This window comes from Halorussus marinus, from assembly GCF_004765795.1.
Classification (GTDB): domain Archaea; phylum Halobacteriota; class Halobacteria; order Halobacteriales; family Haladaptataceae; genus Halorussus; species Halorussus marinus.
Genome location: NZ_SBIV01000008.1, coordinates 123,885 through 139,302, shown reverse-complemented (window position 1 = coordinate 139,302; position 15,418 = coordinate 123,885). Strand labels below are relative to the sequence as shown.

Below are 15,418 nucleotides of genomic sequence, written 5' to 3'. Positions count from 1 at the left end.
GCCGGCAAGCGCGAGGTCGGTCCGCCCCGCCGGTCACTCGTCGGTCTCGTCGGCGGGCGGGAGTTCGAGCACCGGGTCGGGGTACTCGACGCCGAGTTCGCGTCGGCGCTCGGCCGAGAGCCGCCACGGTGCGTGGGCGTCCGCCGGCTCCAGGGGCTCGACCGCGGGCACCCAGCGTTTCACGTACGCCGCCTCGGGGTCGTAGTAGTGGGCCTGACCCAGCACGTCGAACTTCCGGTTCCGCGAGTCGTTGCCGACGCCGGCGACGTACGCCCAGTTGCCGTAGTTCGACGCGGGGTCGTAGTCGACCAACCGAGTCTCGAAGTACGCGGCGCCGCGTCGCCAGTCGATCCGGAGGTCGTTGGCGAGAAACGACGCGGCGATCTGGCGGCCCCGGTTCGAGAGGTAGCCGGTCTCGGTGAGTTCGCGCATCGCGGCGTCGACGAACGGGATCCCGGTCTCGCCCCGCTTCCAGCGGGCGAGCGCCGCGGGGTCCTCGCGCCAGTCGATCTCCCGGCGCCGGATCCCCTCCCGCGCGAAGAACTGCGCGCCGTGTTTGGCGAACTGGAACTGGAAGAAGTCCCGCCACAGCAGTTCGAAGACGAGCCAGTAGGTCGAGTCGTTGGCGACGCGTTCGGCCTCGTATCGCTCGACCGCCTCGTGGACCCGTCTCGGGGACAGACACCCTTCGTTGAGCCACGCCGAGAGCTTCGAGGAGTAGTCCCGACCCACCAGTCCGTTGCGCGTCTGTTTGTACTCCCGGAGGCTGTCGGTCGTCCAGAGGTACGTCTCCAGTCGGTCGAGTCCCGCGGTCTCCCCGCCCTCGAAGGCCAGCGCCGCCCGGTCGTCGTCGGTCGCGGGCTCGACGCCGAGTGCCTCGGCGGTCGGGATCTCGCCCGGTTCGACCGCCGGTCGCGCCGGCACCGCGGGCCGATCGAGGGGCTCCCGGACGGTCGCCTCCGACTCGACGGCGTGTCTGAACGGCGTGTACGTGTCGTCGATCTCCTCGACGCTCGAGGGGAGGTCCTCGGGCCGATAGAGCGTGTGGCCCCAGTACCGCTCGAACGCGACGCCGGCGTCGGCGAGCCGCTCGGCGAGGGCGGTCTCGACGGCGCGCTCTTCGGGCGTCGGGCGGGTGTGTGCGTACACGGCGTCGGCGTCGACGTCGTCGGCGAGGTCGGCCACCGTGGCCGGCGCCGGGCCGACGCGGACGAGGAGGTCACTGCCCGCCGCCCGGAGCCGCGACCGGAGGTCCGCGACGGCCTCCAGACGGAACCGCGTGCGAAACCCGCCGGTCTTCTCGTAGGCGAACGAGTCGTCGCCGCCGAACTCCCGCGTCCCGTAGCGTTCGGGGTCGAACACGTAGACCGGCAGGAGCCGGTCGGCCGCGGCGGCCTCGACGAGGGGCTCGTGATCGTGGGTCCGGAGGTCCCGCCGGAACCAGACCACGGCGGTCCGGGGCCGGCTCATCGGTGCCTCCGGTCGGCGATCGTCGCCATCTCAGACCACCCCGTCGTCGGTCATGCGCCGGACCGTCTCGGCGCGCTCGCGGATCGCCTCGACGTCCTTGTCTTCGAGGTGCGAGTAGACGAGGCCCATCCGGTAGTTGTCGCCCAGGCGCTCTTCGTTCCGATCGAGGAAGTCCCAGTAGAGGGCGTTGAACGGGCAGGCGCCCTCGTCCGTGGTCGCGTCGGGATCGTAGGCACAGCCCCCGCAGTAGTCGCTCATCCCGTCGACGTAGTTGGCCGACGCGGCGTACGGCTTGCTCGCGAACGCCCCCGCGCCGTAGAGGCCCATCTCGACGACGTTGGGCGTGGTCACCCAGTGGTAGGCGTCGACGTAGCCGGCGTGAAACCACCGGTTGAGCCGGCGGGGCTCGACGCCGTACAGGAGCCCGAAGTTCGAAAGCACCATGAGCCGCTGGATGTGGTGGCTGTACCCGCGCTTTCGAACTCCGTCGACCGCGTCCGCGAGGCAGGCCATCTCGGTCTCCCCCGTCCAGTAGAACTCCGGGAGGGCTTGGCTGGCTTCGAGCTGGTTCGCGGTCGCGAGCTCCGGCATCGTCTCGGCGTAGACGCCCCGGACGAACTCCCGCCAGCCGAGGACCTGGCGGACGAACCCCTCGACGCTGTTCAGCGGGACGTCCGGATCGGCCCGGGCGCCGTCGAGCACTCGCTCGATGACCTCGTCGGGACCGAGGAGCCCGAGGTTGAGCGGGACCGACAGCAGGGCGTGGTGCATGGCCCACTCGTCTTCGAGCATGGCGTCCTGATACGGCCCGAAGGCCGCGAGGCGCTCGTCGACGAACCGATCGAGCGCGTCGAGGGCGTCGGCGCGGGTGACCGGCCAGCGGAACGGCTCGGGGTCGGCCCAGTCGCCGCCGTACGGCGGCGCTTCGTACCCGCCGTCGAACTCCTCGCGGACCCACTCGGCGACTTCGCGAGTGCGCTCGTCGGGGTCGTACGCCGGCGGGTCGGGCGGATCGTACGACTCGTCGGGGAACTCGCGGTTCTGGTCGTCGTAGTTCCACTCGCCGCCGACCGGCTCGCCGTCGGCCATCAGGTAGCCGGTCTTCCGGCGCATGAACCGGTAGAACTCCTCGTGGCGGTACGGCTGGGTCCGATCGCTCGCGAACGACGCGAACGCCGACCGCGAGCAGAGAAACAGGTCGTTGTCGACGACGTCGAGCCGGCCCCCCTCACGCTCGACCAGCCGTCGGAGCCGCTCGGCCCCGCCGTGGCTCGACGGTCGCATGACCGTCAGGTCGTCGTTCGGGTGGGCGTCGAAGTGGGTCGCGAGCCCCTCCCGGAACGTCTCGGCGCGGACGTACTCGACCTCGCGGCCCGCGTCTCGGAGCTCGTCGCGGTACGCCCGCATGGCGCCGAACACGAGCGTGAGCTTGTGGGGGTGGTACGGCAGCCGACGGGCGAACTCGCGGGCCTCGATCAACAGCACGCGGTCGTCGGGCCGGGCCGCGACCGGCCCGACCCGCCGCGTGAGCTGGTCGCCGAGCACGAGGACCGTCATCGCGGCCCTCGCGGTCGTCTGTCGCGATCGGACCCCGACGCGGCCGGCCGCGGTCGGCCCTCCGCGGGGACGGACGTGCTGTTCATACCGGCCCTTCGGACGACAGGCCCATGGTTGTTTTGTCGGTCGGCCGGCGGGTGAGCAGGACATTTCACCGACGAACGCGAACTCGAAAGCGTGACACCCGACGACTCGCACCCGGACGAGAAGACGGTCGGAGCGTCCGACGGCGACGAGGCCACAGACTCGCCGCCCGATAGCGCCGAGGCGACCGCGCCGCCCCACGTCCGCGACGAGGCGGCCCACGACGTCGATTACCGGCGACATCCCGAGCGCTACGATATCGGCCGCGGCGAGGAGGGCGTGTTCAAAGTCCAGCCGTACAAGTCCGAACTCCTCCCGCTGTGGGGGTACGCCGACCGCGAGACCGCCGACGAGGCCGGCGAAGCGATCTACAACCAGTTTCGGGCCTACGGCCGGACCGGCGAGTTCGTCGGGATGGATATGGCGCGCAAGTACCTCCAGATGGGCTACACCCGGGCGATGCGCTACGCCCGGTACCCCGGCGGGCGCAAGTACGAGGACGGCGAGCCTCGCGAGCCGGTCCACTGGGCCGACCACGACAAGCGAGAGGCCGCGCTGGTCTACGCGGTCTGGCTGGAGCGAGCGCGGGCCGACGACCGATACCAGCGGCTCGAAGCGCGTCATCGCGAACGAAACGAGTGAGCCCCGTCGGCTCGAACGGCGTCGGCCTCGGCACTCATAGGGCTCGTCACCGCCGGCTGCCGAGACCGGCTCGGAGCGATCGCCTCGTCATCGGCCGGTCGGTCCTACGACCTCCGGCGGAAAGACCCTTACTCCTCGCCCTCGAACTCCGTCGACCCGAACCGGAGTCCCCACCATGCCCGCAGTCAGCTTCGTCGTCCCCGCGAAAGACGAGGCGGCCTACCTCCCGGACGCGCTGGCGAGCATCCGCGACCAGCGGACCGACCGAGAGTACGAGATCGTCGTCGTCGATGGGGACAGCGACGACGACACCGCCGCGATCGCGCGACGGTACGGCGCCGCGGTCGTCGACCAGCGCGACCCCGGCATCGGCGCCGCCCGCCACCGCGGGGCGCAGGCCACCGACGGTGAGTGGCTGGCGTTCGTCGACGCCGATACCGCGGTCGATCCGGACTACCTCGACGCGATGCTGGCGTTCGTCCGCAAGAACGGGCTCGCGGCCGCGTCCTCGCGATGTCGCATGCCCGACTGTCTGCGAGCGACGGCGATGGCGGCGACGATCAACCACGTCTTCCCGCGGCTCGGTCGGCCGATCCTTCCGGGGTTCAACTGCTTCGTGCGCCGGAACGCGTACGCCGACGTCGGCGGGTTCCCGAACGTGCCCAACGAGGACACCGCCTTCAGCCGCGAACTCGCGCGGCGGTACCCGACGGGCTACCACCCCGAGGCGCTGGTCGAGACGTCCCCGCGACGCGTCGAGCGCCTCGGGCTGACCGGGACGCTGGTTCATTACCTCCGTCTCGACTGGAGACGGCTTCGCGACGAAAGCCCTCGCACCTAAAGGGTTTTACCGCGCGAGCGACAATCCGGATCAAGAACGACCGATGAAACGCGCACTCGCCGCGCTCCTCCTCATCCCGCTGCTGGACGCCCTGTTCCTCGTCTTCGTGGCGGCGCAGTTGGGCGCGGTCCCGACCGTCGCGCTCGTGGTGTTGACCGCACTGCTCGGCATGCTGTTCGTCCGCGCCGAGGGCCGCCACACCGTCCGCAAACTCCAGCGGCGCCTCGCCGAGGGCGGCGTCCCGACCGACGAACTCACCGACGGCGCGCTCCTCATCGCCGCGGGCGCGTTCCTGCTCACGCCCGGGCTGGTGACCGACGCGGTCGGGTTCCTGTTGGCCTTCCCGCCGAGTCGCATCCTCGTCCGCGAGGCGGTCCAGAAGTGGGTGATCAAACCCTACGTCGAGCAGAAGACCGGCGGGTTCGCCACCGGCAACGTCTACACGTTCGGGTTCCCGAACGCCGAGGACGCGAGCGCGGGTCCGGGCGCAGGCGGCGGGTTCGGTCCCGGCGGTCCCGGCACGGGCGGTACCGACTCCGGGGAGGCGACGCGCGACTCGTCGACCGACGACGACACCTATCGGATGGACGACGACGCCTACGACATCGACTTCGAGGACGACGAAAACCGGTAGACCGGCGGCTTCGATCGGATCGCCGTGGGGGGCTCGGCGTCGAAAACCCCGTGAGGGCGTACCGAACCGTCGGCGAAAGGAAACGCTTAAACATCCGAGGGGGCAACCAAAGAATGCGCTCACCTGGGCCAATAGCTCAATCAGGTTGAGCGCTCGGCTGATAACCGGGAGGTTCGCGGTTCAAATCCGTGTTGGCCCACCTCCTTTCCGGGCGGGGACTGTCCGTCCGGAAACTGGGGCCGCAACTCCCCAGCCACCTAACTTCGGCACTTATCTTTCGACAGCGTCCCGCTCGTCAGCGCCGGTCGGCGGACGTCGGTCGATCCGGACGAGGCCGACGGTGATTCCGTACCACTAGCTCTAAGTGGGGGTGTTGCCATCTCCAGCGCATGCCGTCTGCCACGGGCGAGCGACTGGCGGGCTACGCGACCGATCAGTTAGGCGACGCCTTACGGACCGTGTTCGTCCTCTTCGAAGACGACTGGAAGCCGATCTACATCCGCGACGACGTCCGACAGACCTACACCGAGGACCGCTACGAGCGAGTCGCCGAGTCGTTTCGGATCGACTTCGAGGCGGGGGTTCACGAGCGTCCCGAGACCGAGATCGGATCGAAGGCCGCGATCGTCCACTACCACGACAACGCCTACGTGTTCCAGTTCCCCCACGAGCAGTGTCACAGCGTCCTGTTGAGCGTCGAGCCCGAAGTCGGGTCGAAGCTCTCGTCGTTCATCGACGGGTGTCGCGATCGGCTCTGAGGCCGGCGACCGGGGGCTTGCTCACCGACCGTCGGTTTCGTTGCGAGCGCCCCGTTCGATCTGGATCGACTCGTTGCCGTACACTTCCAGCGTTTCGAGCACGGTGCCGTTATCGGCGACGCGCTGGACGATCATCTCGGGGGCGTCGCCGTCGGTCGACCCCTCGCCGTCGCCGGCGTCGGGCGCGACGGTCGCGCCCCGCAGGAACGCCGACACCTCCTCGGTCTGCTCGACTTCGACGACGTCGCTCGATCGCGCGTTCACGAACGCGATGTACGCGATCCCACTGCTGTCCTCGGGTACCACCCGGACTTCCCAGTAGAACTCCCCGTCAACGACCACCGGGATCGGCTCGGAGGGGGTAAACCGGTTCCAGTCGGTCGTCCGGGCGGCCTGTCGCACGTAGTCGGTCGCCTTCCGGGGCCCGAACAGCGACTCGTTTGGCGAGTACCGCTGGAAGTCGCCGGTCCGGCTGTCGACGGTCCAGACCTCTTTGAGCCCCTGTGCATCGCCGTAGGGCTCGACCGCCACCACGTACTCGGGGCCGTTCTCGGTCAGCACCACAAACGGCTGGTCGTTGTCCTCGCCGGGGACCGGCGCGACCTCGATCTCGTCGCGGTGGCTCGTGAAGGTGTTGACGATGCCGTTGCGGTACTTGGTCGCGGCCACCTTCTGGCGCGCCAGCGAGAGCGGGTAGAGCTTCTGGCCTTCGAGGACCGGATGCGACCGGGCCTCGGCCGGCGAGAGGTCTTCGAGCGAGCCGTCGCTGTCGATCAGCGCGACGCCGCCCCACTCGGGCGTCGTGTGGGGGACCGGCGTCCAGTGAAACTCCGGTTTGGTGTAGGGGACCGCGACGTACTGTTCGCCCTCGTGGACGACCATGAACGGGTCCTCGTAGTCGACGAGGTACTCCCCGTTCTTGACGGTGTGCCACTTGTAGTGGTTGTAGAACGCGGTCCCGATCCCCTTCCGGAGGTCGCCGGTGACGACCTCCGTCTGGGCGTTCTGGCGGGTCATATCGACCAGAACGGTGCCGTGCTGTTGTTTCGTCAGGTGGTTCCACGTCCCGTCGGGCGAGAGCGCGTACGACCAGTGGGGCGTCCCGTTGTAGACGGTGATGTCGCCGCCGCTGATCCGGTACTGGGGGAAGTTCAGCGTGTTCGAGGCGTACCGGCTCGCGACGCTCTTGGTGACGACCCGCGGTCGGTCGGGGTCTACCTCCGAGAGCCCGCCGGTGACCTCGGAGTCGGCCATCGTCGAGGTCCCGAGTTCCTCGCCCGCGAACAGCCCCGCGGCGCCGGTGCCCGCGACGAGCACGACGACGAAGATGCCGAGCGCGGCGTTCGCGGTGAGCGGGAAGTCCCGCCGCCACAGCGTCGCTGTCACCGCGGCCGCGACCGCGCCCGCGACGAGCACCATCGGCGTCGTGTACAGGAGGTAGACGAGCCCCTGGAACCACGGCCTGAAGTACCACCCTATCGCGAGCGCGACGGCCACCAGGACCGCCGCCGCGACCGCGACGCCGCGCGTTATCTCTCTGCCGCCGCCGTCGTCCGAACCGGGAAGCGATTGATCAACCATATTCGAACTCTCCGTTCGGTCGTCTGTGCGTTTACACGTCACGCATAAGTATTAGTCGACGTACATTCCCGGCCGGTCGGTCGTCCCGTTCGCGACCGACGGATCGAGCCCGCGCGAAGCGAGTCGGCCTCGCGACCCTGTCGGACGGGAAAGATATAATATCGCGCTCTCGGGAGTACCGTCAGTGTCTCGCGCGAACGACACCGGCGCGCGCCGCGACGTCATCGTCGTCGGCGTCGGCGGCATGGGAAGCGCGGCCGTTTACCACCTCGCCCGCCGGGGACTGGACGTCCTCGGACTCGAACGCTACGACGTGCCACACGACATGGGGTCTTCGCACGGCGAGACCCGGATCTTCCGGCTCGTCCAGACGAAACATCCCGACTACGTGGGGCTCGCGAGCCGGGCCGGCGACCTCTGGGACGAGCTGGCGGCCGAGACCGACCGCGACCTCCTGCACCGCACCGGGTCGGTCCACGCCGGCCCCGCCGACGGCGAGTACGTCGCGGACGCGATCGAGTGCTGTGAGGCGAACGCCTTCGAGTACGACCTGCTCACCGGCGCCGAACTGTCCGAGCGATACCCCGGCTACGATCTCCCGGCGTCGTACCGCGCGGTCGTCCAGCCCGACGGCGGCTTTCTCGTGCCCGAAGACTGCATCGTCGGCCACGTCGAAGGCGCGCTCGACGCCGGGGCCGAGATCCGCGCCCGGGAGCCGGCGGTCGACTGGCGGCCCGTCGGCGACGGCGTCGAGGTCACCACCGAGCGGGGTCGGTACCGTGCGGACCGACTCGTCGTCGCCGCCGGAGCGTGGACCGGCGAGGTCCTGCCGGCGTTGCGCGAGCACCTCACGCCCGAGCGCCGGGTCATGGCGTGGTTCCGTCCGGAGGCGCCCGAGCGGTTCACCCCCGAGTCGTTCCCGGTCTTCATCGTCGACGGCGAGGACCACCACACCTACGGCTTCCCGATCCACGACGTGCCCGGCATCAAGATCGGCCGGACCCCGGAGGATCCGGAGGCGGTCGACCCCGATCGGATGGACCGCGAGCCGACCGACGCCGAGGCGGCCCGGTTGCGGGCGGCCGTCGAGGCCCAGTTTCCGGCCGCCGCCGGGACCACTCTCGGGCTCAAGACGTGTCTCCTGACCCGGTCGCACGACGGCCACCACTACCTCGGGCGCCACCCCGACCACCCGCAGGTGGCGGTCGCCGCCGGGTTCACCGGCCACGGCTTCAAGTTCTGTAGCGCGGTCGGCGAGGCGCTCGCGGACCTATCAGTGGATGGGGTTGTCGAGCGCGAATACGACCTCGACCTGTTCGCCCTCGATCGGCTGTAGACCGACACTTTCCTGTCTGTATCGTAATAGTTATCCGGCCGCTTTCCCGTGTTACGTCTACACAGGTAGCCGAACGGTTCAGTCGACGGCGCCGAACCACGACCCTCCACACGCGGAGTCGCCGTCTGACGCCGCTTCAACCCCCACGAGATTCACTGTACACAATGACGCGAAAATCCGTCCCAACGTTGCTCGTAACGATTCTCGTCGTCGCGACCGTCGCGCCAGCAGGCGCGGGCACCGCGGTCGCCGACGACGACTTCGTCTCGGTGTCGGTCGACGCCCCCGACTTCCCGTCGCCCGAACAGCCGTTCCGGATCGCGGCCACCGTCACGAACGCCGAGTCGTCGAACACCGCCTACAGCGTGAGCCGGCTCGAACTCCGCGACGGCGAGATGCGAAGCTCGAAGCTCCGCGAGAGTCACCAGCCCGGCCCGACCACGGTCGAACCGGGCGAGACCGAACGTCGCGGGTTCGAGGCCACGCTCAACAACACCGGCGAGCGCGACCTCTACGTCCACGTCGTCCTCGAGAGCCGCGACGGCCAACAGCGGCGGGTCGTCCACCCGCTCACGCTCCGCGTGAACGGCGAGCACCCCCAGCTGTCGCTCGACACCGAGTCGGCGGTCTCGCTCGACGCCCGCACGATGACAGTCACCGTCTCGAACGGCCGCGACGACGCCATCAGACAGCTCTCGGTCGACGTCGACGGCGAGGACGTCTCGATCGAGGAGGACGCCAAGATCCGAGCCCGCCTCGAGAGCGGCGCGGAAACCGACTTCGAGTTCACCGGCGGGGTCGAGGAAGCCGGCGAGTACCCCGTCGAGGTCGAGCTCTCGTACACGACCGCCGACGGCGAGAGCCGCCGGCTGACCCGGCTGTTGCGGGCTGACTTCACGCCGCCGGCCCAGCCGACCGACCACCCCCAGCTCGCGGTCGAGACGGAGTCGGCCGTCGAGGGTGCGTGGCGGTCGCTCAACGTCACCGTCTCGAACGGGATGGAGAGTGCGGTCCGACAGGTCTCGCTCGAAGCCGACAGCGACGACGTCACGATCCGCGAGAACCGCCGGGTCGTTCCCTCGCTGGCCGGCGGGTCCGAGCGGACGTTCTCCTACCGCGCCCGGAGCGCCGAGTCGGGGACGTATCCGGTGAACCTCACCCTGACCTACACCGACGGCGACGGCGTCGAACGCCGGATCACCCGGACCGCCACCGCCGACCTGACTCCGCCCGACAACCCCGGTAACGTCTCGCTGACGGGCGTGAACGCCGAGTGGCAGGGCGACCGGCTCACCGTCTCGGGGAGCGCCGCCAACCTCGGCGGCGAAGCGGTCGAGAGCGTGGTCGTGAGCGTCGCCGACGCCCAGAACGTCCGGAAGGCCCAGCCCCAGCCCGAGTACTTCGTCGGGACGGTCGACTCGAGCGACTTCGTCACCTTCGACGTGAACGCCGAACTCTCGAACAACCGGACGACCGTCCCGCTTCGGGTGAGCTACGTCGTCGACGACGTGACCCGGACTCGGACCGTCGAGGTCGACGTCGGCCCCGCGCCGTCCGGCGACGAATCGAACTCGGGCGGGAGTTCGATCCCGCTGGTCCCGATCGGCGGGCTGGTCGCGCTCCTGATCGTCGCGGGCGTCTGGTGGACCCGCCGGTAAGATGTCGCTGGTCACCGGAACCGACGTCGTCAAGGAGTACGAGACCGGCGGGGAGACGGTCCGCGCGCTCGCTGGCATCGACTTCGAGGTCGAGCGCGGCGAGTTCGTCTCCATCGTCGGCCCCAGCGGGAGCGGGAAGTCGACCCTGCTCAACATCCTCGGGCTGCTCGACGTCCCGACGCGGGGAACCGTGTTGCTCGACGGCGAGGACGTCTCGACGCTGACGACCGCCGAGCGGACCGACCGCCGGAGCGAGACCATCGGATTCGTCTTCCAGAGTTTCTTCCTCGTGCCGACGCTGACCGCCCGGGAGAACGTCGAGGTCCCGCGACTGCTCGCGGGCGAGCCCAAAGAGACCACCCGGCGGGCGACCGAACTGCTCGAACGCGTCGGGCTGGGCGACCGGCTCGACCACTACCCCGACGAGCTGTCGGGCGGCCAGAAACAGCGGGTCGCGATCGCCCGGTCGCTGGTGAACCAGCCCGACCTCCTGTTGGCCGACGAGCCGACCGGCAACCTCGACCGGGACACCGGCGACGTCATCCTCGACGAGTTCGGCCAGATCTGCGAGGACGACGACGTCGCGGTGGTGACGGTCACCCACGACGACTACGTCGCCGACTACGCCGACCGGGTGGTCGAGCTCATCGACGGCTCGATCGTGTCGGGCGCGGACGCCGAACACAGTCGGGGTGACCGGCGTGCTTGAGCCGCTGTGGCGGCGCGTCCCGACGTTCCTGATGGCCCGCCGAAACCTCGCGCGGGCCCGCACCCGGACCGCGCTCGCGGTGCTTGCGATCGTCATCGGCGTGGTCGCCATCGCGTCGCTCGGGATGTTCGGCGTCGCGTTCAAGGAGGCCCAGCTCGAGACTATCGGCGAGATCGGGAGCGACCTCCAGGTGTACGCGAGCGGCGAGAAAGACCCCGCCTACCTCACCGACAGCGACGTCCAGATCATCGACCGCCTCGCCGGCGACAGCGAGATCGTGCCGCTGAAACAGCGACAGTCCCGGACGGTCGGCGAGGGGTCGGGCGGCGTGACCGTCTACGGAGTCACAGATCCCGAGTCGCTCTACGAGGTCCGTCGGGGGTCGATCCCGGGCAACTGGCGGAAGGGCGCGCTGATCGGCCAGACGTTCGCGGATCGGAACGACCTCGAACCGGGCAACAAGCTCGAACTCCGGCGCACCGTCACCCGCGACGGCCAGCCGGTCGAGGTCACCGAGACCTATCGAGTGCAGGCCGTCCTCCAAGACGAGGGTCAGGCCGCGCCAGCGCGCCCGAACGACGCGGTCGTCCTGCCGGTCGAGCAGTTCGACGGCGAGGGCTACAGCCAGGTCATCGTCCGGACCGACGGCGCGACCGAGGCCAACGCGACCGCGATGGCGATCCGCGACGAGTTCAACGGTCGCGAGGAGCTCATCAACGTCTTCGAGCGCGCCGACGTCTCCGAGCAGATCGATCAGGCGTTCGCACAGATCAACCTCTTTCTCATCGGGATCGGCGCCATCTCGCTGGTGGTGGCGGGGGTCAGCATCACCAACGTGATGCTGATGAGCGTCATCGAACGCAAGCAGGAGATCGGCGTGCTCCGGGCGGTCGGCTACCACCGGATGGACGTGCTCCGGATCATGCTCGCGGAGGCGGCGCTGCTCGGGCTGACCGGCGCGATCCTCGGGACCGCGATCAGCTTCGCGGTCGGGTCGCTGATCAACGGCGCGTTGCTCGGCGATCCGCTCGCGTTCAGCGCGGAGGCGCTCCGGTACGCCGTGGTCGGGTTCGCCTTCGGCGTGACCGCGAGCGTCGTCGGCGGGCTCTATCCGGCGTGGAAGGCCGCCGAGTCCGAGCCCGTCGAGGCCCTCCGGGGCTGAGGTCCCGACCGCCCGCCTCGACCGTCGGTTTCGGACCGCTACCGGCCCCTATATAGCGTTCATAGCAATCCGTTAATACCGGCTCTCCGAACCGCTGGACGATCACATGGGAGTTACACGGACCGAGCGACGCGATTCGGAGATCCGACCGGTGTTCGGCCCCGCAGTCGAGCCCCGCCACGAGCGCCTCGACGCCGACGAGTGGCACAGCGTCACCGTCGTCGGCGACGTCCACGGCTGTCGTCGGGAGCTAGAAGCCCTCCTCGATCGGCTCGACCCCGGCGACGACGACCTCGTCGTGTTCGTCGGCGATCTGGTCCGGAAGGGCCCCGACACCCGGGGCGTGCTCGAACTCGTCCGCGACAGCCCGAACCTCAGGAGCGTGCTCGGGAACAACGAGGCGAAGTACCTCCGGGGAGAGACCGGACTCGACCTCCCCGAGTCGCTCGCGACGTTCGTCGAGAACCTCCCGGTCGCGATCTCGTGGCCGGGCGGGCTCGTGGTCCACGGCGGCGTCGACCCCCGGCGGGCGCTGGCCGACCACGATGCGACCGACCTGCTGAACATGCGCGCGCCCCGGGCCGACGACGCCTACGAGGGCCCGCTCTGGTACGACGAGTACGAGGGCCCGCCCCGGATCTTCTTCGGTCACACCGTCCACGGGCGCGCGACCGAGCGCGAGCACGCGGTCGCGCTCGACACCGGCTGTGTCCACGGCGGCGAGCTGACCGCCTACGACTGTGCGGCCGGGGCGTTCGTCTCGGTGCCGGCCCGCGAGCAGTACCTCGACAGGAGCGACGACAAGGTCGTCGCGCCCGACGGCGACCGCGACGCCGTGATCCCGTAGTCATGGCGGACGACGAGTCGATAGCCGGCGACGCCGAACCACCGGCCGACGACGGGACGCTCGACTGCTTCGATCGGACCGACCCCGACCTCTATCTCAACCGCGAGCTCTCGGAGCTCGCCTTTCAGCGGCGCGTCCTCGCGGAGGCCCTCGACGACGACAACCCCCTCCTAGAGCGGGTCAAGTTCCTCGCGATCGTCACCACGAATCTCGACGAGTTCTTCCGCAAGCGGGTCGGCGGGCTGAAACAGCAGATCGCGGCGGGCGTCGAAGAGCGCACCCCCGACGGCCGCACGCCCCGCGAGCAGTGGATCGAGGTCTTGGAGACGGCTCGGCCGCTCTTCGAGCGCCAGACCGAGTGCTACCGCGAGGCGATCCGGCCCGCGCTCGCCGAGATCGGCGTCGAGATCCTCGAGTACGACGATCTCACCGACGCCGAGCGGGCCGACCTGCGGACGTACTTCGAGAGCTCGGTGTTGCCGACGCTGACGCCGCTGACGTTCGACCCCGCGCATCCGTTTCCCCACATCTCGAACCTGAGCCTGTCGCTCGCGGTGCTGACCCGCGAGGACCCCGGCGCTGATCCGACTTTCTCGCGGGTGAAGGTGCCCCAGAACCGCTCGCGGCTCGTTTCGGTCGGTGACGACGCCGACGACCGGTTCGTCCTGCTCGAAGACGTGATCGCCGACAACCTCGAACTGCTGTTCCCGAACGTCGAACTCGTCGACCACTCGCTGTTTCGGGTGACACGGAACGCGGAGGTCGGCCGCGACGGGGAGGTCGCCGAGGACCTCATCGAGATGATCGAGGAGGTCCTCGAAGAGCGCCGATTCGCCACCGTGGTCCGACTGGAGATCGAGTCCGACGCCCATCCCGCGATCCGCGAGGTGCTCACCGAACAGCTCGGGCTCACCGAGCGGGAGGTGTTCGAACTGCCCGGCCCGCTCGACTTCCGGGACTTCGCGTCGCTGACCGACCTCGAGTACCCGGACCACAAGCTCGCCGAGTGGACTCCAAAGCCCCACCCGCGGCTGGCCGACAGCGACGACATCTTCGCCACGATCCGGGACGACGACGTGCTCGTCCACCACCCGTACCACTCGTTCGGAGGCACCGTCCAGCGATTCCTCGAATCCGCGGCTCGCGACCCCGACGTGCTCGCGATCAAGGCCGCCATCTACCGGACCGCCAGCGACTCGCGGATTATCGAGACGCTCATCGAGGCCGCGCGCAACGGCAAGCAGGTCGCGGTGATGGTCGAACTCAAGGCCCGGTTCGACGAGCAGAACAACCTGGAGTGGGCGAAGAAGCTCGAATCCGAGGGCATCCACGTCGCCTACGGGACGATCGGCTACAAGACCCACACCAAGGTGTCGCTGGTCGTCCGCGACGAGGGCGATCGGGTCCGGCTCTACTCGCACGTCGGGACGGGCAACTACCACTCCGAGACCGCAAAGCGTTACGAGGACCTCGGACTGCTGACCGCCGATCGGGACGTGGGCCAGGACCTCGTGAAGCTGTTCAACTACTTCACCGGCCACTCGCTCCACGAGCAGTACCGCAAGCTGCTGGTCGCGCCCGGCAACATGCGCGAGCGGTTCGTCGACCTCGTCCGGAACGAGGCCGAGTGTGCGCGTCGGGGCGAGGACGCCCGCATCGTCGCGAAGATGAACCGGCTCGAGGACCCCGAACTCGTCGCCGAACTGTACGAGGCGTCGATGGCCGGCGTCGACGTCGACCTCGTGGTCAGAGACATCTGCCGGCTCCGACCGGGCGTGGAGGGCGTCAGCGAGAACATCGACGTTTACAGCGTCGTCGGGCGATTCCTCGAACACTCGCGGGTCTGGCGCTTCGCGAACGACGACCCCGGCTACTACCTCGGGTCGGCCGACTGGATGAGTCGGAACCTCGACAATCGAGTCGAGGCGGTGGCGCCGATCGAGTCGCCGGCGTTGCGGGCCGAACTGGATCGGCTCCTCGACGCGTTGCTCTCGGACGATCGGAACCGATGGGAGATGGCCGCCGACGGGAGCTACGAGCGAGTCACCCCCGAGGAAGGCGCGTCGACCGGCGCGGCCCAACAGCGGTTCATGCGGGAGGCCGAAGACGCCGCCCGTCGGCTCGACGACCGGCGGTGAC

13 protein-coding genes and 1 tRNA gene are annotated in these 15,418 nt (G+C 69.3%); 11 read left to right on the top strand and 3 right to left on the bottom strand.

Translation table 11 applies throughout. From position 1 onward, the window contains the following. Window positions 1-33 precede the first annotated feature (33 nt). Complete coding sequence (locus EPY72_RS15715) at window positions 34-1,470, bottom strand: DASH family cryptochrome (RefSeq protein WP_135807036.1); 1,437 nt, start codon at window positions 1,468-1,470, stop codon at window positions 34-36. Between the two features lie 30 nt (window positions 1,471-1,500). Then, window positions 1,501-3,027: a cryptochrome/photolyase family protein gene (locus EPY72_RS15710; RefSeq protein WP_135807035.1), complete on the bottom strand. Its 1,527-nt coding sequence runs from the start codon at window positions 3,025-3,027 to the stop codon at window positions 1,501-1,503. Between the two features lie 177 nt (window positions 3,028-3,204). Here EPY72_RS15710 and EPY72_RS15705 point away from each other — a divergent pair, with 177 nt between their 5' ends. The 5 genes from EPY72_RS15705 (at window position 3,205) to EPY72_RS15685 (ending at window position 5,986) form a co-directional block, all read left to right on the top strand. Next, window positions 3,205-3,753, top strand: coding sequence for a DUF4385 domain-containing protein (locus tag EPY72_RS15705; protein WP_135807034.1), 549 nt, complete (start codon window positions 3,205-3,207; stop codon window positions 3,751-3,753). Window positions 3,754-3,928: 175 nt separating this feature from the next. Then, window positions 3,929-4,594: a glycosyltransferase family 2 protein gene (locus EPY72_RS15700; protein ID WP_135807033.1), complete on the top strand. Its 666-nt coding sequence runs from the start codon at window positions 3,929-3,931 to the stop codon at window positions 4,592-4,594. Window positions 4,595-4,637: 43 nt separating this feature from the next. Next, window positions 4,638-5,228 carry an FxsA family protein gene (locus tag EPY72_RS15695; RefSeq protein ID WP_135807032.1) on the top strand — a complete coding sequence of 197 codons (591 nt, stop codon included), beginning with the start codon at window positions 4,638-4,640 and terminating at the stop codon, window positions 5,226-5,228. A gap of 125 nt (window positions 5,229-5,353) precedes the next feature. After that, window positions 5,354-5,427 (top strand) — tRNA-Ile (locus EPY72_RS15690). Window positions 5,428-5,617: 190 nt separating this feature from the next. After that, complete coding sequence (locus tag EPY72_RS15685; protein ID WP_135807031.1) at window positions 5,618-5,986, top strand: DUF7522 family protein; 369 nt, start codon at window positions 5,618-5,620, stop codon at window positions 5,984-5,986. Between the two features lie 21 nt (window positions 5,987-6,007). Here EPY72_RS15685 and EPY72_RS15680 read toward each other — a convergent pair whose 3' ends face one another. Continuing rightward, window positions 6,008-7,567, bottom strand: coding sequence for an ABC transporter permease (locus EPY72_RS15680; RefSeq protein ID WP_244605604.1), 1,560 nt, complete (start codon window positions 7,565-7,567; stop codon window positions 6,008-6,010). Window positions 7,568-7,751: 184 nt separating this feature from the next. Between EPY72_RS15680 and solA the strand changes: the two genes are divergently transcribed. The 6 genes from solA (at window position 7,752) to ppk1 (ending at window position 15,417) form a co-directional block, all read left to right on the top strand. After that, complete coding sequence (gene solA / locus EPY72_RS15675; RefSeq protein ID WP_244605603.1) at window positions 7,752-8,903, top strand: N-methyl-L-tryptophan oxidase; 1,152 nt, start codon at window positions 7,752-7,754, stop codon at window positions 8,901-8,903. Window positions 8,904-9,067: 164 nt separating this feature from the next. Further along, window positions 9,068-10,561, top strand: a complete 1,494-nt coding sequence (locus EPY72_RS15670; RefSeq protein ID WP_134671838.1) for a COG1361 family protein — start codon at window positions 9,068-9,070, stop codon at window positions 10,559-10,561. A gap of 1 nt (window position 10,562) precedes the next feature. After that, entirely contained in the window at window positions 10,563-11,270 is a 708-nt protein-coding gene (locus tag EPY72_RS15665; RefSeq protein ID WP_134671839.1) for an ABC transporter ATP-binding protein, read from the top strand. After that, window positions 11,263-12,432, top strand: a complete 1,170-nt coding sequence (locus EPY72_RS15660) for an ABC transporter permease (RefSeq protein WP_210423553.1) — start codon at window positions 11,263-11,265, stop codon at window positions 12,430-12,432. The genes EPY72_RS15665 and EPY72_RS15660 overlap by 8 nt, the downstream gene beginning before the upstream one ends. Before the next feature lie 106 nt (window positions 12,433-12,538). Further along, window positions 12,539-13,279 carry a metallophosphoesterase family protein gene (locus EPY72_RS15655; protein WP_134671841.1) on the top strand — a complete coding sequence of 247 codons (741 nt, stop codon included), beginning with the start codon at window positions 12,539-12,541 and terminating at the stop codon, window positions 13,277-13,279. Continuing rightward, complete coding sequence (gene ppk1 / locus EPY72_RS15650) at window positions 13,171-15,417, top strand: polyphosphate kinase 1 (RefSeq protein ID WP_394346151.1); 2,247 nt, start codon at window positions 13,171-13,173, stop codon at window positions 15,415-15,417. The genes EPY72_RS15655 and ppk1 overlap by 109 nt, the downstream gene beginning before the upstream one ends. The last annotated feature ends 1 nt before the right edge of the window (window position 15,418 follow it).

Coding starts and splice junctions, on each gene's coding strand:
- EPY72_RS15715 (WP_135807036.1), bottom strand. CDS start 1,470: ATGAGCCGGCCCCGGACCGCCGTGGTCTGGTTCCGGCGGGACCTCCGG.
- EPY72_RS15710 (WP_135807035.1), bottom strand. CDS start 3,027: ATGACGGTCCTCGTGCTCGGCGACCAGCTCACGCGGCGGGTCGGGCCG.
- EPY72_RS15700 (WP_135807033.1), top strand. CDS start 3,929: ATGCCCGCAGTCAGCTTCGTCGTCCCCGCGAAAGACGAGGCGGCCTAC.
- EPY72_RS15695 (WP_135807032.1), top strand. CDS start 4,638: ATGAAACGCGCACTCGCCGCGCTCCTCCTCATCCCGCTGCTGGACGCC.
- EPY72_RS15685 (WP_135807031.1), top strand. CDS start 5,618: ATGCCGTCTGCCACGGGCGAGCGACTGGCGGGCTACGCGACCGATCAG.
- EPY72_RS15680 (WP_244605604.1), bottom strand. CDS start 7,567: ATGGTTGATCAATCGCTTCCCGGTTCGGACGACGGCGGCGGCAGAGAG.
- EPY72_RS15670 (WP_134671838.1), top strand. CDS start 9,068: ATGACGCGAAAATCCGTCCCAACGTTGCTCGTAACGATTCTCGTCGTC.
- EPY72_RS15665 (WP_134671839.1), top strand. CDS start 10,563: ATGTCGCTGGTCACCGGAACCGACGTCGTCAAGGAGTACGAGACCGGC.
- EPY72_RS15655 (WP_134671841.1), top strand. CDS start 12,539: ATGGGAGTTACACGGACCGAGCGACGCGATTCGGAGATCCGACCGGTG.